Origin of the sequence: Pseudomonas azerbaijanorientalis (genome assembly GCF_019139795.1) — a bacterium.
Taxonomy (GTDB): Bacteria; Pseudomonadota; Gammaproteobacteria; order Pseudomonadales; family Pseudomonadaceae; genus Aquipseudomonas; species Aquipseudomonas laurylsulfatiphila.
In genome coordinates, this window is the sequence record NZ_CP077078.1 from 3004020 (window position 1) to 3023052 (window position 19033).

The 19033-nt window shown below is 61.9% G+C and carries 19 protein-coding genes and 1 pseudogene; 4 read left to right on the plus strand and 16 right to left on the minus strand.

Going from position 1 to position 19033, the window contains the following annotated elements; genetic code table 11:
* Positions 1-34 precede the first annotated feature (34 nt).
* The 4 genes from KSS91_RS13385 to KSS91_RS13400 form a co-directional block, all read right to left on the minus strand.
* Positions 35-874 (minus strand): AraC family transcriptional regulator, encoded by an 840-nt coding sequence (locus tag KSS91_RS13385; RefSeq protein ID WP_217838275.1) that lies wholly within the window; start codon positions 872-874, stop codon positions 35-37.
* Between the two features lie 76 nt (positions 875-950).
* On the minus strand, positions 951-1592 hold the full coding sequence (locus KSS91_RS13390) for a DUF1345 domain-containing protein (RefSeq protein ID WP_217838276.1): 642 nt from the start codon (positions 1590-1592) through the stop codon (positions 951-953).
* A gap of 178 nt (positions 1593-1770) precedes the next feature.
* The gene (locus KSS91_RS13395) at positions 1771-4869 is read right to left on the minus strand and encodes a multidrug efflux RND transporter permease subunit (protein ID WP_217838277.1); all 3099 of its coding nucleotides are present in this window, start codon (positions 4867-4869) and stop codon (positions 1771-1773) included.
* A gap of 15 nt (positions 4870-4884) precedes the next feature.
* Positions 4885-6042, minus strand: coding sequence for an efflux RND transporter periplasmic adaptor subunit (locus KSS91_RS13400; RefSeq protein WP_217838278.1), 1158 nt, complete (start codon positions 6040-6042; stop codon positions 4885-4887).
* A gap of 294 nt (positions 6043-6336) precedes the next feature.
* Here KSS91_RS13400 and KSS91_RS13405 point away from each other — a divergent pair, with 294 nt between their 5' ends.
* Entirely contained in the window at positions 6337-7038 is a 702-nt protein-coding gene (locus tag KSS91_RS13405) for a response regulator (protein WP_007970971.1), read from the plus strand.
* A 4-nt stretch (positions 7039-7042) separates the two neighbouring features.
* Positions 7043-8341 (plus strand): ATP-binding protein, encoded by a 1299-nt coding sequence (locus tag KSS91_RS13410; RefSeq protein WP_217838279.1) that lies wholly within the window; start codon positions 7043-7045, stop codon positions 8339-8341.
* A gap of 79 nt (positions 8342-8420) precedes the next feature.
* Here the strand turns inward: KSS91_RS13410 and KSS91_RS13415 are convergent, their stop codons facing one another.
* The 10 genes and pseudogenes from KSS91_RS13415 to KSS91_RS13460 all read right to left on the minus strand — a co-directional run bounded on the left by KSS91_RS13415 (position 8421) and on the right by KSS91_RS13460 (position 14623).
* Entirely contained in the window at positions 8421-8648 is a 228-nt protein-coding gene (locus KSS91_RS13415; RefSeq protein ID WP_217838280.1) for a hypothetical protein, read from the minus strand.
* A 124-nt stretch (positions 8649-8772) separates the two neighbouring features.
* Positions 8773-9534, minus strand: coding sequence for an anti-sigma factor family protein (locus tag KSS91_RS13420; protein WP_217838281.1), 762 nt, complete (start codon positions 9532-9534; stop codon positions 8773-8775).
* Positions 9534-10016, minus strand: coding sequence for an RNA polymerase sigma factor (locus KSS91_RS13425; RefSeq protein WP_437179752.1), 483 nt, complete (start codon positions 10014-10016; stop codon positions 9534-9536). Before KSS91_RS13425 ends, KSS91_RS13420 begins: the two co-directional genes overlap by 1 nt.
* A gap of 66 nt (positions 10017-10082) precedes the next feature.
* Positions 10083-10619 (minus strand): tetratricopeptide repeat protein, encoded by a 537-nt coding sequence (locus KSS91_RS13430; protein WP_217838282.1) that lies wholly within the window; start codon positions 10617-10619, stop codon positions 10083-10085.
* Between the two features lie 260 nt (positions 10620-10879).
* Entirely contained in the window at positions 10880-11833 is a 954-nt protein-coding gene (locus KSS91_RS13435) for a D-2-hydroxyacid dehydrogenase family protein (RefSeq protein ID WP_217838283.1), read from the minus strand.
* 13 nt (positions 11834-11846) lie between these two features.
* Positions 11847-12908, minus strand: coding sequence for an alpha/beta fold hydrolase (locus KSS91_RS13440; RefSeq protein WP_217838284.1), 1062 nt, complete (start codon positions 12906-12908; stop codon positions 11847-11849).
* A gap of 85 nt (positions 12909-12993) precedes the next feature.
* A complete protein-coding gene (locus KSS91_RS13445; protein WP_217838285.1) occupies positions 12994-13428 on the minus strand; it encodes a YqaA family protein in 435 nt (144 codons plus the stop codon).
* A complete protein-coding gene (locus tag KSS91_RS13450; RefSeq protein ID WP_095966660.1) occupies positions 13428-13874 on the minus strand; it encodes a DUF411 domain-containing protein in 447 nt (148 codons plus the stop codon). Before KSS91_RS13450 ends, KSS91_RS13445 begins: the two co-directional genes overlap by 1 nt.
* A gap of 334 nt (positions 13875-14208) precedes the next feature.
* Positions 14209-14388, minus strand: a pseudogene (locus KSS91_RS13455) (aldo/keto reductase); the annotation flags it as partial.
* A 97-nt stretch (positions 14389-14485) separates the two neighbouring features.
* Positions 14486-14623, minus strand: coding sequence for a hypothetical protein (locus KSS91_RS13460; protein WP_217838286.1), 138 nt, complete (start codon positions 14621-14623; stop codon positions 14486-14488).
* Positions 14624-14779: 156 nt separating this feature from the next.
* Between KSS91_RS13460 and KSS91_RS13465 the strand changes: the two genes are divergently transcribed.
* Positions 14780-14968, plus strand: coding sequence for a hypothetical protein (locus KSS91_RS13465; RefSeq protein ID WP_015094967.1), 189 nt, complete (start codon positions 14780-14782; stop codon positions 14966-14968).
* A gap of 8 nt (positions 14969-14976) precedes the next feature.
* Here the strand turns inward: KSS91_RS13465 and KSS91_RS13470 are convergent, their stop codons facing one another.
* The gene (locus tag KSS91_RS13470) at positions 14977-15348 is read right to left on the minus strand and encodes a fe2+ zn2+ uptake regulation protein (protein ID WP_217838287.1); all 372 of its coding nucleotides are present in this window, start codon (positions 15346-15348) and stop codon (positions 14977-14979) included.
* A gap of 249 nt (positions 15349-15597) precedes the next feature.
* On the opposite strand from KSS91_RS13470, the gene pvdQ reads away from it, so the two are divergent.
* The gene (gene pvdQ / locus KSS91_RS13475; protein ID WP_217838288.1) at positions 15598-17946 is read left to right on the plus strand and encodes a bifunctional acylase PvdQ; all 2349 of its coding nucleotides are present in this window, start codon (positions 15598-15600) and stop codon (positions 17944-17946) included.
* Between the two features lie 57 nt (positions 17947-18003).
* Here pvdQ and KSS91_RS13480 read toward each other — a convergent pair whose 3' ends face one another.
* Positions 18004-19005 carry a FecR family protein gene (locus KSS91_RS13480; protein ID WP_217838289.1) on the minus strand — a complete coding sequence of 334 codons (1002 nt, stop codon included), beginning with the start codon at positions 19003-19005 and terminating at the stop codon, positions 18004-18006.
* Between the last annotated feature and the right edge of the window lie 28 nt (positions 19006-19033).

Genomic DNA, 19033 nt, shown 5'->3' on the forward strand with positions numbered 1-19033 from the left:
AGATCAGTGAGACCGATCTTCACAATCCCTGGCGTTACTTGTCTGGAAGATTTGAGCAGCGCTTGCGGTACAGCGCCGGTGTCAGGCCGTAGGCGCGCACGAACCAGCGGCCCAGATGGCTCTGGTCGGCAAAGCCCAGCGCCATCGCCACCGCCGCCGGTTGCTCGCCACGGGCCAGCATTCGCCGTGCGGTTGCCAGGCGCAATTGCACCAGATACGCGTGGGGCGCCATGCCGTAAGCGGCTTTGAACGCACGGGTCAGGCGGAAGCGGTCGACACCTGTGACGGCGGCCAGTTGATCGAGGCCGATGTCGTACTGCGCGTTGGCATGCAGGTAGTCCCGGGCCTTCTGCGCCACGCGCGGCAGACGCGGGTCCTGGCCATCGCGGGCGCGCCAATGCAAGTGGCTGGTCAGGCGCTCGAGCAACGCGTCGAGGGCGGTCTGGCGGACGATCTTCAGCTCACCGCGATGCAGGGTTTCAAACGCCAGGCTGGTGGCCTGGGCCAGGCGCGCATCGCAGGCCAGGGTGGCGGCGAAACTCAGTTGGCTGTTGTCGGGGGCATGATCGAACACGGCGCCGAGTTCGCGCTGCAACCACTGCGGATCAAGGTACAGCATGCGGTAGGTAAAACCGTCGGCGGTCGGTGCGTCACCGTCATGGATGTCACCGGGCTCGAGCAAAAACACCTTGCCCGGCGTGCTCTGGTGCCTGGCCCGTCGGCAATTGAATTGCTGGACCCCTTGCTCGGTGACGCCCACCAGATAACTGTCATGCCAGTGCGGGTCGTAGGCGTGGCCTTCGAAATGCGCACGCAGGGTCTCGATGCCGGTGTCGGCATCCTGGGACAGGTCGATCCAGTTGTGAGCGCTCATGTTGCACCTGCGGGACGGATAACCGAGCTATTTAACGCCTGCTGCAAGTGCGATGACTAGAACGTTTGTGCAGGCATCAGTTGAACAGGCCCGCCGCAATATTGATTGAGAATCCAAGGATGGCGGTGTTGAACAGAAAACCGATCAACGATTGCGCCAGCACGATCTTGCGCAAATCACGGGTCGCCACGCCGACATCCGAGGTCTGCACCGCCACGCCGACGGTGAACGAGAAGTACAGGAAGTCCCAGTAATTGGGCGTCGTCAGGCCTTCAGCAAAGCGCAGCGCCGGCTCTTTGCCTTCCCAGGTGTAAAACAGGCGCGCGTAGTGCACGCTGAAAATCACCCCGATCAGCAGCCACGAGCCGATCACCGTCAATGCAGTGAAGCCGTAGTGCAGGAGCTTGCGCGTGGTTTCCAGGTCTTTGCTGCCGGCCAGTTCGAAAGTGATGGTCGCCAGGCTGGCCAGTGCCGCGATGCACACCACCAACAGAACCAGCCCGGCATTTTCGTCTTCGATTTCGGCTATGCGTTTTACGTCGGTCGCTTTTGAACGCACGGTGAGCCAGGACATGAGGATCAGGTAAGTCCAGACTCCGGCATTCCAGCCGATGAGGATTTTGCTGATCACCGAATCGGCCGGAACCAGGATGCCCGCCGCGATACCGAGCGTCGTGGCGGCGGACAGGCGAGGGTGGGTGTGGGTGAGGTAGGGCATGGAGGCTCGACGGGTTGGGGCGATGCAATCACCTTAGCCCAGTTGCCCCCAGTCTTGAAACCACGGAGATCCCTGTGGGAGCGGGCTTGCTCGCGAAGAGGCCATCACCTTCAACATCCCTGTTGACTGACACGCCGCCTTCGCGAGCAAGCCCGCTCCCACAGGGACCAGTGTTTTTTCAGGTGCTTTTATGGCGTTTGCGCACCAGCTTCATCACCACCACAAAAAACACCGGCACGAACACCACGGCCAGCGTCGCCGTGATCATCCCGCCGATCACCCCGGTGCCGATGGCCTGCTGGCTCGCCGAGCTGGCGCCTGTGGCAATCGCCAGGGGCACCACGCCCAGGATGAACGCCAGCGAAGTCATGACAATCGGCCGCAACCGCAGGCGTGCCGCTTGCAGGGTGGCGTCGACCAGGTCGTGGCCTTCGTCGTACAGGCTCTTGGCGAACTCGATGATCAGGATCGCATTCTTCGCCGACAGGCCGATGATGGTGATCAGCCCGACCTTGAAGAACACGTCGTTGGGCATACCGCGCAAGGTCACGGCCAGCACCGCGCCGAGCACACCCAGCGGCACCACCAGCAGCACCGAGGTCGGGATCGACCAGCTCTCGTACAACGCCGCCAGGCACAGGAACACGATCAACAGCGACAGCCCCAGCAGGATCGGCGCCTGGCTGCCGGACAGGCGTTCCTGCAACGACAACCCGGTCCATTCCTGGCCCAGGCCCGCCGGGCCTTGCGCCACCAACCGCTCGATCTCGGCCATGGCCTCGCCGGTGCTGTGACCCGGCGTCGGTTCACCGGAAATGCTGATCGCCGGGTAGCCGTTGTAGCGGGTCAACTGCGCCGGGCCCTGGGTCCATTTGGCCTGCACGAAGGCTGACAAGGGCACCATTGTTCCGTGGGTGTTGCGCACGTGGATCTTCAGCAGGTCTTGCACCTGGCTGCGCTGGTCGCCCTCGGCCTGCACCACGACGCGCTGCATCCGCCCCTGATTGGGGAAGTCGTTGATGTAGGCCGAGCCCACGGCCGTGGACAGCACGTTGCCGACGTCGGCAAAGGACACCCCCAGCGCGTTGGCCTGCTTGCGGTCGACCACCAGCTGCACCTGCGGCGCCTCGGCCAGGGCGCTTTCGCGCACGTTCATCAGGATCGGGCTTTTTTCGGCGGCCGCGAGCAAGTCGGTGCGCGCTTGCATCAGCTTCTCATGGCCGAGACCACCGCGATCCTGCAGGCGGAACTCGAAGCCGCTGGACGTACCCAGGCCATCCACGGGTGGTGGCAGCACGGCAAAGGTCACCGCGTCCTTGATCTGGCTGAGGGCGACGTTGGCCCGGTCGGCAATCGAGCTGGCCGAATCGTCGCTGCCGCGCTCGGACCAGTCTTTGAGCGTGCTAAACGCCAGCGCCGCATTCTGCCCGCTGCCGGAAAAGCTGAATCCGAGAATCACCACGCTGTCGCGAATGCCCGGCTCGCCGGCGTTGTGTGCTTCCACCTGCTCGGCCACCTGCACCGTGCGGTTCTTGCTTGCGCCCGGTGGCAACTGGATGTCGGTGATGGTGTAACCCTGGTCTTCCACCGGCAGGAACGAGGAAGGCAGGCGACTGAAGGCCAGGCCCAGACCAATCAGCAGCACACCGTAGATCAGCAGGTAGCGCCCGGTGCGTTTCAACGCATAAGCGACCCAGCCTTGGTAGCGCGCGGTCAGTTGCTCGAAGCGGCGGTTGAACCAGCCGAAGAATCCGCTCTTTTCGTGGTGCTCGCCTTTGGCAATCGGCTTGAGCAGCGTCGCGCACAGGGCCGGGGTCAAGGTCAGGGCGAGGAAGGCCGAGAACAGGATCGAGGTGGCCATCGACAACGAGAACTGCTGGTAAATCACCCCGACCGAGCCTTGCATGAACGCCATCGGAATGAACACCGCGACCAGCACCAGGGTGATGCCGATGATGGCCCCGGTGATCTGCCGCATGGCCTTGCGCGTGGCTTCCTTGGGCGACAGGCCCTCGGTGGCCATGATGCGCTCGACGTTCTCCACCACCACGATGGCGTCGTCCACCAGAATGCCGATGGCCAGCACCATGCCGAACATGGTCAGCACGTTGATCGAAAACCCCAGCGCCAGCATCGTCGCAAAGGTGCCCATCAACGCTACCGGCACCACCAGTGTCGGAATCAGCGTGTAGCGGATGTTCTGCAGGAACAGGAACATCACCGCGAACACCAGCAGCATGGCTTCGCCCAGGGTGTAGACCACCTTGGTGATCGAGACCTTGACGAAGGGGGAGGTGTCGTACGGGATCGAGTACTCGACGTTCGCCGGGAAGTAGCGCTTGAGTTCATCCATCTTCGCCCGCACCAGGGTCGCGGTGTTCAGGGCGTTGGCGCCAGGCGACAACTGCACGGCGACGGCGGTGGACGGCTTGCCGTTCAGACGCGTGGAAAACTGGTATTCCTGGCTACCGATCTCGACCCGCGCCACATCGCTGATGCGCACGGTCGAACCGTCCGGATTGGCCTTGAGGACGATGTCGGCAAACTCTTCGGGGGTCGACAACTGACCCTTGACCAGTATGGTCGCGGTGATTTCCTGGGTGGTGCGGGTTGGCAGATCGCCGATGCTGCCGGCCGACACCTGGGCGTTTTGCGCGACGATGGCGGCGTTGACGTCCGCTGGCGTCAGGTTGAAGGCGAGCAGTTTCTGCGGGTCGATCCAGATCCGCATCGCCCGCTCGGCGCCGTACAGCTGCGCCTTGCCGACGCCGTCCAGGCGCTTGATCTCGTTCATCACGTTGCGCGCCAGGTAATCGCTGAGCGCCACGTCGTCGAGTTTGCCGTCGCTGGAGGTCAGGGTGATCAACAGCAGGAAACCGGAGGAGACTTTCTCCACCTGCAAACCTTGCTGGATGACCGCTTGCGGCAGGCGCGACTCCACGGCCTTGAGGCGGTTCTGCACATCGACCTGCGCCAGCTCCGGGTTGGTGCCCGGCTGGAAAGTGGCCTTGATGGTCGCGCTGCCGAGGCTGCTCTGGGATTCGAAATACAACAGGTGATCGGCGCCGTTGAGTTCTTCCTCGATCAGGCTGACCACGCTTTCGTCCACGGTTTGCGCCGAAGCGCCGGGGTACACGGCATAGATTTCGATCTGCGGCGGCGCGACGTCGGGGTATTGCGCCACCGGCAACTGTGGAATGGCCAGGGCACCGGCCAGCAGAATGAACAACGCGACCACCCAGGCAAACACCGGGCGGTCGATAAAGAACTGCGGCATAAAAAAGCGTCCTGCTTACTGACCAGTCACCTGGGCAAGTGGAAGAGGGGAGTCGTCGATCTGCACTTTCTCGCCGGGGCGGGCGTGCTGCAGGCCCTCGATGACGATGCGGTCGCCTGCTTTCAGGCCGCCGGTTACGATCCAGCGATCGTTCTGCACGGCGCCCAGTTCGACCGGTTGCTGGCCGACGCGCTGTTCGGCGTCGAGCAGCAGCACCTGGGCGATGCCGGCGCTGTCACGCTGGATGGCCCGTTGCGGCACGCTGATGCCCTGGCGGTTGACCGCTTGTTCCAGGCGCACGCGCACGAAACTGCCGGGCAGCAGGTCGAGGTCGGGGTTGGGGAACTCGCTGCGCAGGATGATCTGGCCGGTGCCCGGGTCGACGGTGATGTCGCTGAACAGCATTTTGCCCGGCAGCGGGTAGAGGCTGCCGTCATCCTGAATCAGCGTGGCCTTGGCCTGGTCCTGGCCGACCTGCTGCAACTGGCCGGAACGGAAGGCGCGGCGCAGTTCGTTGAGCTCACGGGTGGACTGGGTCAAGTCGGCATGAATCGGATTGAGTTGCTGGATCAGTGCCAGCGGCGTGGTTTCGTTCTGCCCGACCAGCGCGCCTTCGGTGACCAGCGCACGGCCGATGCGCCCGGAAATCGGCGCGGTGACGGTGGCGTAGCCGAGGTTGAGTTTCGCCCGCTCCACCGCAGCCTTGTTGGCCGCGACGTCGGCGGCGGTCTGTCGCACGTTGGCCCGGGCGTTGTCGTAGTCCTGAGCGCTGATGGCCTTGTCGTCGATCAACTGGGCATAGCGCTGTTCCTGCAACCGGGCCTGGAACGCGTTGGCCTCGGCCTTGCGCAGCGCTGCTTCGGCGCTGTCCAGATCGGCCTTGAACGGTGCCGGGTCGATGCGGAACAGGACATCGCCCTGTTTTACATCACTGCCTTCACGGAAGGTTCGCTGCAGGACCACGCCGGCCACGCGGGCGCGAACTTCGGCCATGCGCGGTGCGGCAATCCGTCCGCTCAGTTCGCTGCTGATGGTCAGTGGTTGTGCTTCGATGGTCTCGATGCGAACCGTGGCCAGCGGCGCCTGTTCCTCGGCGTTCGAGGCCTTGTCGCACGCCCCCAGTGTCAACGCCAGAGCAATCAGACTGAGCCTGGCAAGCAGATTCTTCGACATGTAATACCCCAATAAAGACTCCCAGCATGCTACTGGGCGCAGGCGAGGGTAGCGGTGAAGCTTTGTTGGTGCTGTGTGAAATTGTGTAAGGGTTTTACTCAGAGACGAGTGAGGGCGTATATCCTTCAGTCCTTGAATTTTATTGCGCCTGACAGGCCGCCTTCGCGGGCAAGCCCGCTCCCACAGTGGTCGGTAGTGTTCATATCATTTGTGTTCACCTCAAATCCCTGTGGGAGCGGGCTTGCCCGCGAAGAGGCCAATGCAGGCGCCACTGCTTTTTTCTGGAAACACCCCATGCCCAACATCCTCCTGGTCGAAGACGACACCGCCCTCGCCGAACTGATTGCCAGCTACCTGGAGCGCAACGGTTATTCCGTCAGCGTGATCGGTCGCGGTGACCATGTGCGCGAACGTGCGCGGCTCAATCCGCCGGACCTGGTGATCCTCGACCTGATGCTGCCCGGCCTCGACGGCCTGCAGGTCTGTCGCCTGCTGCGCGCCGACTCGGCGACCTTGCCGATCCTGATGCTCACCGCCCGCGACGACAGCCACGATCAGGTACTGGGCCTGGAAATGGGGGCCGACGATTACGTGACCAAACCCTGCGAGCCACGGGTGCTGCTGGCGCGGGTGCGGACCCTGTTGCGCCGCAGCAGCCTCAGCGAACCGCAGACCGCCAACGACCGCATTCTGATGGGCAACCTGTGCATCGACCTGTCCGAACGCACCGTGACCTGGCGCGAGCAATTGGTGGACTTGTCCAGCGGTGAGTACAACCTGCTGGTGGTGCTGGCCCGGCATGCCGGGGAGGTGCTGAGTCGCGACCAGATCCTGCAACGCCTGCGTGGCATCGAATTCAACGGCACCGACCGTTCGGTGGACGTGGCGATTTCCAAGTTGCGGCGCAAGTTCGACGACCACGCCGGCGAGGCGCGCAAGATCAAGACCGTGTGGGGCAAGGGCTACCTGTTCAGCCGTTCCGAGTGGGAATGCTGAGCCGATGTTCAGAATCCTCTTTCGCTTGTACCTGGTGACCATCGTCTCGTTCAGCGCGGCGATTTATCTGGTGCCGGATCTGGTGATCAAGGTGTTCCAGGAGCGCTTTGTCACCTACAACCTCGATTACTCCCGTGGCCTGCAAACGCTGATCGTCAAACAGTTTCACGCGGCCCCGGCCGAACAGTGGCCGGCCCTGGCCGCCGAAATGGACAAGGACTTCAATCCGCTGCACATCGTGCTCAGCGGTAACGATGACAGCAGCCTGACGTCTGATGAGCAGCAGCGATTGCAGCGCGGCGAGAACGTTGTGCGGATCGGCGACTGGGGCTGGCGCACTTTGGCAGTGGCACCACTGAACGAGCGCACCGTGGTGCAAATGGTCGTGCCGCCGGACCCGATGGATGTCAGCCTGTTGTACTGGAGCATCAACGTGCTGATCGGCGCGACCATGCTCGCGTGCCTGTTGCTGTGGTTGCGCCCGCACTGGCGCGACCTGGAACGTTTGAAAAGCGCGGCGGAACGCTTCGGCAAGGGCCACTTGAGCGAGCGCACGCAGATTGCCCCGAGTTCAAACATCGGCAGTCTGGCCAACGTCTTCGACACCATGGCCGGCGACATCGAGAACCTGTTGAACCAGCAGCGCGATCTGCTCAACGCAGTCTCCCATGAACTGCGCACACCGCTGACACGGCTGGATTTTGGCCTGGCGCTGGCCCTGTCCGACGACTTGCCGGCCACCAGTCGCGAACGCCTGCAAGGGCTGGTCGATCACATCCGTGAGCTCGATGAGCTTGTGCTTGAGTTGCTGTCCTACAGCCGTCTGCAAAACCCGGCGCGGTTACCGGAGCGGGTCGAAGTGTCGCTTGACGAATTCATCGACAGCATTCTGGGCAGCATCGACGACGAACAATCCCCGGACATCGTCATCGACGTATTGCTCCACGGCCAGCTCGAACGCTTCAACCTCGACCCGCGCCTGACCGCCCGCGCCTTGCAAAACCTGCTGCGCAACGCCATGCGCTACTGCGAAAAGCGTATCCAGATCGGTGTGCAGGTCTGTGCCGGTGGCTGTGAAATCTGGGTCGACGATGACGGCATCGGCATTCCGGATGACGAGCGCGAACGGATTTTCGAACCCTTCTACCGTCTCGACCGCAGCCGAGACCGCGCCACGGGTGGTTTCGGACTGGGATTGGCGATCAGTCGCCGCGCCCTGGAAGCCCAGGGCGGCACGCTGACGGTGCAAGCCTCGCCGCTGGGCGGGGCGCGGTTTCGCTTGTGGTTGCCATTGCCGGTCTGATTTCGACAAACGGCCGCATCATCTGTCAGGTTTGACAGTAGCAAGGTGCCACGCTTACGGGTTTCATTAGCCTGCGAAGTCAATACAGGGCGGCAAGGCTGGAGGGACGAATGGGCACGCCAATAATAAAAACCAGCGGGCAGGGCACGATCAGTGCAATCAGGGAAGTCAAGGTCGAAAGCCTGTCGACAAAGTTTGCGATGGTCATGCCTGATGGCGGGTGTTGCACCTTGGCGATCCGGATTGGGCCGAACATGACCGCAGAGGGTAACGCCTGTTTTCTTGTCGGCGATGCGGTGAGATACACGATGACGAGCGGGGTGGATGGTGTGCCGCAAAGGGTACAAGACCTTGAGAAGTCGGGGTCGGCCGCAGAACAACATGATGGCTTGCGGCGGCTTTTTACGCCCCCGCAAACCTGTGCCTGCGTATCAAGCGCTCAACCGGCCCCGCAACAGCCTGGCCATCTCTTCCAGATCCGCCATTGGCTGATGCCCGATCAGCATCCACGCGTGCTCCATGTCCGCCCAATACACGATGTTCAGCTCGCGCCGCTGTTCCCGGGCGAAATGGCGGCTGCCGCTGTTGGAGCGGGTCACGCACAGCGCCATGGGGCCGTGCACCGGATCGAGGTAGGTGATCTGGGCGATGGGGGCGCCGTCGTACTCGAGGATTTGCGCCCGCTTGAACTCGGCACGGGGCAGGCTCAGTTTTGCCGGCGCGAGGTCCAGGCCCAGGCGCGCGTCGATGGTCCGCAGTTGGGCCCGCTGGGTGGCTTCATCTGCGGGCATGTGATCCAGGGTTTCCGGCACGTAGAGCGCCATGTAATCGGCCACCAGACCGCGCCAGCTGTGAGTCTGCTGGCTCGCTTGCCAGCCGAGGAACAAACGGTCCGCCAGTACGCCGCCGGCCAGTAACCCGGCCGCGGCGGCCAGGAACCAGCGTCGGCTGAGCCCGGGCCGGGCGGGTGAGGGCAGTGTGGCGAGCATGGCTTGCAGGCGATCCACCGGCGCCTGCCGGGCCAGTTCATCGTAGGCGTCCTTGAACGGCAGGCTGCTGCGATCCAGCCATTGCAGGCGCAGGCCCAGCATCGGGTCGGCGCTGATGGCCGCGTCGATGCGCGAGCGCTGCTCGGCATCGAGCTGGTTGTCGAGATAAGCCACCAGTTGTTCGTCCGAGGGTTTCGTGTTCATCAATGTTCTCCTCGGTAAGGGTGGGGCACCGTGTGCAACGGTGGATATTCGGCCAGTTTCGCCCGGGCGGCGGCCAGGCGACTCATGACCGTGCCGATGGGCACTTGCAGCACGTCGGCGACTTCGCGGTAGGACAATCCTTCGACGTAGGCGAGAAATACCGTTTCACGCTGGGCCTCGGGCAATGCATCGACGCGGCGGATGACCTGTGCCGCCAACACGTGGGTCTGGGCCACCGACTCTCCATCGAACGACAAGGCCTGGTCGGCATCCACCTGGCCCTGGCCTTGCCGCACCCGCTGGGCACGGACTTCGTTGAGCCAGATCGAATGCAGGATGCTCAGCAGCCAGTGGTCCATGCGCGTCCCCGGCTCGTATTGCCCGGCCCGCTCCAGCGCCCGCACGCAGGTGGCCTGTACCAGGTCATCGGCGATATGCCGTTGCCGGGACAACAGCAGGCCGTAGCGCCATAAACGCGCCAGATGCTGGTTCAGTTCCGTTCGTATTGCCTGATCGCTGGCGATGGCGACCTCCGTCCGCTCGGGTTGTCAGGTTTTCGATGATCCGTTGATGGCTTCGGCCAGGTCCTGGTACTCCTCGCACTGGGTATTGCCGCAGATGGATTTGATCTGCTGCAGTTGCTCCTGTGCAAGGTCCAGCCGGCCCTTGACCACATAGGCCTCGCCCAGGTATTCGCGGACTTGCGCGTATTGCGGGTCGAGTTTTACCGATTGCAGGTAATAACCGATGCCTTCGTCGGTGCGTCCCAGTTTACGCGTGGCGTAGCCGCGATAGTTCAGCGCTTTTGCGGTATTTGGCTGTTTCAGCGTGTCGAGCAGGGCCAGGGCCTCTTCATAACGTCCGTCCTTGGCCAGTTGATAGGCATAGTTGGTGCGGTCTTCGTCAGGCACCAGGCTGCTGGTCTGTTTGACGCACCGCTGCGACCGGGTATCGAGCACCTGTCCTTTCGGGTAGTTGGGTCTGGCGGGCGGCTCGTCATCGCCGCCGTTGGCCAGGGCGAGGGAACCGGACAACGCAACGGTCAGCAACAACGGGGGCATCAGAACTGCAAAACGAATATTCATGGGCTTTGCTCCAGAGCTTCATGGGTTCAGATCAGGACGCGTCCCGCCAGACGCAGTGCAAGGTTGATGTAATGAGAACACCCCAGCATGCACAATTATTCATTGTGCCCTGGTGGCCGATTGCGAACGGGCATGGTTTTGTGCGCGCTGAAGATCCCTGTGGGAGCGGGCTTGCTCGCGAAGGCGGAGTGTCAGGCAGCATCAATGTTGATTGACCCACCGCTTTCGCGAGCAAGCCCGCTCCCACAGGGGATTTTCGTTCAACCCGGCAAACGAATCGGTGTACCCGCCGCCCAGGCCTGGATGTCTTCGATCATTTGCGAGAAAAACAGCCGGTAGTTCTGTTGGCTCACGTACCCGACATGGGGCGTCGCCAATACATTGTCCAGGGTTCGGAATGGATGGTGGGCGGGAAGCGGCTCATGCTCGAAGACGTCCAGAGCGGCACCGGCCAGTCGTTGCTTCTGCAGTGCCTTGATCAGCGCCGCCTCATCGACAATCGGTCCGCGGGCGGTGTTTACCAGCAGTGCCGTGGGCTTCATCCAGCCCAGGGCTTGTGCGTCCACCAGGCCCCGACTGCGGTCGCTGAGCACCAGGTGCACCGACAGCACGTCGGCCTGTTCGAACAACTCCTGCTTGCTGACACGGGTCACACCGGCTTGCGCCGCACGTTCGGTGGTGAGGTTTTCGCTCCAGGCGATGACGCGCATGCCGAACACCTGGCCGAATTGCGCGACACGCTGGCCGATGCTGCCAAGGCCGAGGATCGCCAGCGTCTTGCCGTGCAGGTCGCCGCCCAGGCCTTGTTGCCACTGGCCGGCACGCAAGGCATTGGCTTCGGCCACCAGGTTGCGGGTGGCGGCCATGATCAGCGCCCAGGTCAGCTCCGGTGCGGCGTGTTTGTAGCTGTCGGTGCCGCTGACCTGGATGCCCAGCGCGGCGGCGGCTTTCAGGTCCAGGGCGGCGTTGCGCATGCCGCCGGTCACCAGTAGTTTGAGCCTGGGCAGATGGCGCAGCAGGTCTTCGTCGAAGCGCGTGCGCTCGCGCATGACGCAGATCACCTCGAACCCGGCCAGACGCTCGGCCAGCGTCTGGTTGTCGGCGGGATAGTCATGGAGGAAACTCACCTGGCCGACGCTGTCCAGCGCTGACCAGTCCACCACATCCCGCGCCACATCCTGCCAATCATCAAGCACTGCAATCTGCACAGGCATCAGCCTTACCTCTTCAACGCACGGGGTTGGTCTTGTTCAGCCAGGCGAGCAGGGCCTGGTGGAATTGTGCCGGCTCTTCCATCTGTGGCGCGTGGCCCATGCCAGGGAATTCGACCAGCGTGGACCGGGGAATCAACTTCGCCACTTGTTTGCCGAGGACGTCGTAGTGCCCGATCTTCGCCTTGACCTCGGGCGGGGCGATGTCACTGCCGATGGCGGTGGTATCGGACGTTCCGATCAACAGCAGGGTCGGCATCTTCAGGTTCTGGAATTCGTAGTACACCGGTTGAGTGAAGATCATGTCGTAGATCAGCGCCGAGTTCCACGCGACTTGCGTATGCCCCGGGCCTTTGTTGAGGCCGGCGAGCATGTCGACCCAGCGATCGAATTCCGGCTTCCAACGGCCGCCGTAGTAGGTGGTGCGTTCGTAGTTGCGGATACCGTCGGCGCTGAGCTTGAGTTCGCGTTCATACCATTGGTCTACCGTGCGATAGGGCACGCCGAGGGCTTTCCAGTCTTCCAGGCCGATGGGGTTGACCAGTGCCAGTTGCTCGACCTGTTCGGGGTATTGCAAGGCATAGCGAGTGGCGAGCATGCCGCCGGTGGAGTGCCCCAGCAGGGTGGCTTTCTGAATGCCCAATGCCTTGAGCAATTGCTGGGTGTTCGTCGCCAGTTGCTGGAACGTGTATTGATAGTGCGCTGGCTTGCTGGAGCTGCAGAAGCCGATCTGGTCCGGGGCGATGACCCGATAGCCGGCGTCGCTGAGGGCTTTGATCGAGCTGTCCCAGGTGGCGCCGCAGAAATTCTTGCCATGCATCAGCACCACGCTGCGTCCATTGGCCTTGCCGTGTGCGGCGACGTCCATATAGCCCATTTGCAGGGACTGGCCCTGGGATTCAAAGGCGAAATGCTTGAGTGTGTAGGGATAGTCGAACCCTTGCAGCTCAGGGCCGTATTCCGGCGCTTGGGCTTGGGCTTGGGCTTGGGCTTGGGTGTGGGCTTCGGCGTGGGCGATGGCGGGCAGGGCGGCAGTCAACAACAGGCCAGGTAACCAGCGGGGGAAGTGGCGCGACATGGGTGAGCTCCATGGAAAATCCGCCGATGCTGGATCGGCTCGATTAGGGCGGCATTAAACACAGGCAATCGCCGCCCTCGATGGTTCAACCCATCCAGCCCAGCGTCGCGACGGCCAATACGCCGTAGCGGGCGCCTTTGGCCAGGGTGACGATCAACAGGAAGCGTCCCAATGGCTCGCGCATGACCCCGGCGACCAGTGTCAGCGGATCGCCGATCACCGGTAGCCAACTGAGCAGCAATGACCAATGGCCGTAGCGCTGGTAATGCAGCCGGGCTTTTTCCAGGTGCCGGGGGCTTACTGGAAACCAGCGCCGCTCGCGGAACCGTTCGATCCCGCGCCCCAGCCACCAGTTGAGCAGCGACCCCAGAACGTTGCCGAACGTCGCCACCGCCAGCAGTCCCCAGAGCCAGGAGCGGTCGCTGAGCAACAGGCCGACCAGCACGGCTTCCGATTGCAACGGCAGCAGCGTGGCGGCACCGAATGCCGCGAAAAACAGCCCAAGGTACGCGCCTGGCATCAATGGGCGGGGTAGTCCGCAACCACCACGTCAGTGCCGTCCTTTTTCAGGCCGATGACCTGATAGGCATCGCTCATGCCGTCCATTTCCATGCCGGGCGAACCCATGGGCATGCCGGGGGCCGCGACGCCCAACAGATCGTCGCGCTTGCTCAAGGCCAGGACCTGGTCGGCCGGGACGTGACCTTCGACGAATTTGCCATTGATCAACGCGGTGTGGCACGACGCCAGGCGTGGCGGCACGCCGTGCTGTTGCTTGAATTCGCTCATGTTGGCTTCGACGTGGTCTTCGACCTTGAAACCATTGGCCTCAAGATGGCTGATCCATTTTTTGCAGCAACCACAATTGGCGTCGCGATGAACCTCGATCGGAATGAGGTCGGCGGCCTGGACCAGAGAGGACATGAACAGGGCGCTCAGGGCGATCAGACGCAGAGGGTTTCGCATGGGATTCGTCTCGGCTAACGGGCAAAAAAACGCATTCTGACCCTTTTTTCCGGTCAGGCATTCAAGGAGTGTTTCGAAGTACTACAAAGATCGGCTGTTCGATGATGGTAGATCAGAGCTGTCAGGCAGATGAGGGGGACATTACAAAATCGTCAGGTTGAAATGCCGCAGGCGCGTGTTTACGTGATCCTCGGGTCAAAAAAGGTTCTTCACGCATACCTGTAGGAGCGAGCTTGCTCGCGATGGAGGTCAACGATGATGCGGGGAGCCTGACACCCCGCGGTGCTCTCAGGTTTTTCGCGAGCATGCTCGCTCCTACAGATATTTCGTTATCTCATCGGTCGAGCAGTTTCATGACTTCCCCCGGATAACGCAGGCCAGCGGTGGCATTCGCCGCAAAGACCGACTCCAGCGCCTGCAGTTCACCAGCGCTCAGCCTCACCTGCAGAGCGGCCACGTTTTCTTCCAGGTATTTGCGTTGCTTGGTGCCCGGAATCGGAATCAGGTAGTCACCCACGCCAGCGTCAGTTATCCCGGCGACTGGCTGGTGGAACTCTGTGCCCAGCCCGGCAATGACTTTTACCGGAAGGATTCAGGACGTTGAACAGCGGTTAACGATGTGGGTAGTAACCCGGTCCGCTATGGTCGTAGTAGTGATCGTGATGCCAGCCCCCATGGGGGAAAACAATGCAACCGTTCAGGGTCAGGATGGCCAGCAGGGGAATCAGCAATGTGATTCGACGCAACATTTGAAAGTCCTCATGGTTATTGCCGCAATGAAGCTAAAACTCTTCATCGGCTGTAACATGTGACCCCGCTTGTGGCCGCTTATCCTGGGAACAGGGTAAGTGCCTGGCAAGCGTCTTGATACAAACCGGATACATTTTCAGATTCAGGAACCCGCAATGACTCAGTCGCAACGTTTGAAATACTCGATTCTGATCTCCCTGGTGGTGCTGGGGATCATGTTTGGCCTTTCCTGGTTGCAGAACACCGGCGTCATCAGCGAAAAAATGTTCCAGTACATCGCCATTGGCGTGGCGGTGATTGTGGTCGTCATCAATGGCGTGATGCGCCGCAAGGTCAAGACCTGATCATTCGCTCACTGGTTGCGCAGGATGGCGGCAGCCTGTGGATGCAGGCTGTAGCTTTTGTCGGGGTTGAGGACAATCACGCCTTCACTGCACAAGCGCTTTAGCACTTCGCGCACGCTGAGAAAGGACAGGGGAATGTCCAGGTCCAGCAATTGGCTGTGCACCCCGCGCACGCCAAGACTGCGCTCGCTTTCGGCGGCCGTCAGCAGGGCATCGATGACTTTAAGGCGGATCAGGCTGGTGCGCAGGCCATAGCTTTTGAGCAGGATCCGGATCCGCTCGTTGCCGTGGCGATCGGTACGCGGCTCGAATACGCCGACTCCCATGGAAGTACCCTTTGGCGCGTTGATACCGTCCGTTGGTAGTTGCGAGTTGTACATTGCAAAACTCCTTTTCAGAGCCTGATCAGGAAAAATGGGGCGCTCTTACAAGTTTAGACGTATGAGCTGCCCAAATCATGAAGGCTCGAATGTAGAAATTTTGTCGACGTCGTGTGATCAGCCTGTCAGTTCGCACGCCAATGCGCGGCAAAACCCTAAATTATTGATGTGAGCTTCGTCCCTACAGGGAGGCACTGCGCGCGTGGGTGCGCGCAACGGCGGCCATCGTTTTTTCGATCAGGAGCGAGCGTGATTATTTCCAGCCAGTTAACCAGGTTGAGCCTGGCGGGTGTGACTCTGGGGTTGAGCCTGGGGCTGAGCCTTGCGGCGAGCGCGAGCGATACGCTTGCGCAAACGAGCGCGGATATCCGCCGAACCAGTTTCGGCGTGCCACATATCCGCGCCGACAACGAGCGCGGGCTGGGCTACGGCATCGGCTATGCCTACGCCCAGGACAACCTGTGCCTGCTGGCGAACGAGATCACTACGGTGAACGGCGAGCGTTCGCGCTATTTCGGACCGGATCAGTTCACCGTCGAGGCGCGTGAGAACCTGGTCAGCGATCTGTTCTTCACCTGGCTCAACACCCCGCAAGCCGTCGCCGGTTTCTGGCAGGCCCAGACTCCGCCAGTGCGTGAGTTGGTTGAAGGTTACGTAGCGGGGTACAACCGTTTCCTGAGCGAACGTCGTGCCCAGGGTCTGCCGCAACAGTGCCAGGGTGATTGGGTGCGGGACATCACCCCGTCGGATCTGGTCAAGCTGACCCGGCGCCTGTTGGTCGAAGGTGGCGTCGGCCAGTTCGCCGAAGCCCTGGCCGGTGCCACGCCACCCCAAGCCGTGGCCCGGGCGTCGAACGGCCAGGCAGCGTTCCAGGTGGCCGCCACGCGCATGCAAAGGTTTGCCCTGGACCGCGGCAGCAACGCGGTCGCGATCGGCAGCGAACGTTCCTTTAACGGACGCGGCATGTTGTTGGCCAATCCGCACTTCCCGTGGGTGGGCGGCATGCGTTTTTATCAGATGCACCTGACCATTCCCGGCAAACTGGACGTGATGGGCGCGGCGTTGCCCGGCCTGCCGCTGATCAACATCGGTTTCAACCAACATCTGGCCTGGACCCACACCGTGGATTCGTCCAGGCATTTCACGCTGTACCGCCTGCAACTCGATCCCAAGAATTCGACCCGTTATCTGCTCGACGGCCAGTCCTTGCCGATGGACCAGCAGACTGTGACCGTCAACGTCAGGCAGGCGGACGGGCAGGTCAAGGCGATTTCCCGTGTGGTCTACAGCTCGAAGTTCGGTCCGGTGGTGCAATGGCCGGGAAAACTGGATTGGGATCATCAGTACGCCTTCAGCCTGCGCGACGCCAACCTGGATAACGATCGCGTCCTGCAGCAGTGGTACGCGATGAACCGCGCCGAAAACCTCAAGGATTTCCAGGACTCGGTGCACAAGATCCAGGGCATTCCGTGGGTCAACACGCTGGCGGCGGACGATCAGGGGCAGACGCTGTACATGAACCTCTCGGTGGTGCCCAACGTCAGCGTCGACAAGCTGGCACAATGCAGCGATCCGCGGATCGGCCTGCAGATGATCATTCTTGACGGCTCCAACAGTGCCTGTGCCTGGGACATCGACCCGCAGGCGCCACAACAGGGCATCTATGCAGCGGATAAGTTGCCGCAGCTGCTGCGCAAGGATTTTGTCCAGCATTCCAACGATTCGGCGTGGATGGCCAATCCGGCGCAACCGCTGACCGGTTATTCGCCGCTGATCAGCCAGGATGGCCAGCCTTTGGGCCTGCGTTCACGCTTTGCCCTGGACCGTTTGAGTGCGCTGACCGGGGCCGGCAAGGTCGCGGTGGCGGACTTGCAGAACATGGTCATGGATGATCAGGTCTATCAGGCGGCTCAAGTGATGCCGGACCTGTTGCAATTCTGCGCGGCGGGTCTCGGTGCCGATGCCAAAACGCTCGCGCCACTGTGTGCCAGCCTCAAGGCCTGGGACCGCAAGGCCAACCTGGGCAGCGGTCTGGGTTTTGTGCACTTCCAGAATGTCATGGAGGCATTGGAGTCGGTGCCGGGCGTATGGCGCGTGGCGTTCGATCCGCAGGATCCGCAACACACCCCGAGTGGACTCGCCGTCGATCACCCGCCAGTGGCCAAGGCGCTGCGCACAGCGATGCTGGCTTCGGCTGAGCAGGTCAAGGCGTCAGGACTCAAGCCGGACACTCGCTGGGGTGACATCCAGGTGGTCAGCAGCGGCGGGCAACAGACGCCGATCCATGGCGGGCCGGGTACGCTGGGGGTCTACAACGCTATCCAGAGCGTGCCGCGCAGCGATGGCAAGCGCGAGGTGGTCAGTGGTACGAGTTACCTGCAAGTGGTGACCTTTGACGAAAAAGGACCGCAAGCCAAGGGGCTGCTGGCGTTTTCGTTGTCGAGTGACCCTGCTTCGAAATTTTCACGGGATCAGACGCAGGCCTTTTCGCAGAAGCAATGGAGCGTGCTGCCCTTCACCGAGCAACAGATCACGTCCGATCCGCAGTATCAGGTACGGACGATCCGCCAGCAGGATGCCAAGGTCGTCGCGCATTGAGGTAATGGAGTTTTACGGGAACACTGTAGGCCGCACCCCGCAAGGGTGGCGGCCTTTTCAGTTTTTCGGGGGCTTTTGCGGGATCGCGTTGACCACCAGATTGCCGTTGTCATTGCGGGTCAGGTAGACCGGCAGGACCCGCGGCAGGGACTTCACCAGGCCGTTGATATCCTTGATGTTGTAGATGCCGCCGATATGGATCGAGCCGGTGCTGTTGTCGGCGACCATCAACGGTTTGTCCAGGTAACGATTGATCAATGGCAGCGCATCGCTCAGTGCCAGATCGTCGAGCACCAGCTTGCCCTGGCGCCAGGCCAGCGAACTGTCATTTTCATAGGTCTGGCTGATGCGGGGAGTGAAGTCGCCGCGACGATAACTGGCCTGCATCGCCGGGTCGAGACGCAAACCGTCGCCGGGCAGGTCAGTGTTGCTGCTGACCAGTACCGAACCCTGGATCAGATTGACCTTGACCTGGTCTTCATACATCCAGACGTTGAATTGGGTGCCGGTCACGCGAATCCGGCCTTCGGCGGCCTTGACCACAAAAGGGTGGCGGGTGTCATGGCTGACCCTGAAGAACGCTTCGCCTTTTTTCAGCGTGACTTGCCGCTGATCCTTGTAGTTGCTGTACGTCAGCTCGCTGCCCAGGTTCAGCTCCACCTGGCTGCCATCTTTCAAAGTGACCGTACGAACATTGTCGGTGGCTTGGAAATGCTGGTACGCGTTCGGTACCCAGCCCAGGTGCCAGCCGCCATATCCGGCCAAAGGCAGCGCCAGGGCACAGACTGCCGCGGCAATGGCCAGGCGTCGCCACGGGGCTTCGGGCTGGGGGCGAACCAGCGGCAGGACGGGCGCGGGGCGGGGCAGGTCGCCGGCCACATCCCATATTTCCAGCATCGCTTCGTACTCGAAGGCATGGAGCGGATGTGCATTACGCCATTCTTCGAACGCCTGGCGCTCCTGCGTTGTGCAGTCATTGGCGTGCAGACGCATGCACCAATGCGCAGCGGCATCGGTGATGGCGTCGTATTCGGCTTCCGAGAGCGTGGGGTCGGTCATTGGCTCATCCTGATTTCGTGCATTCTAA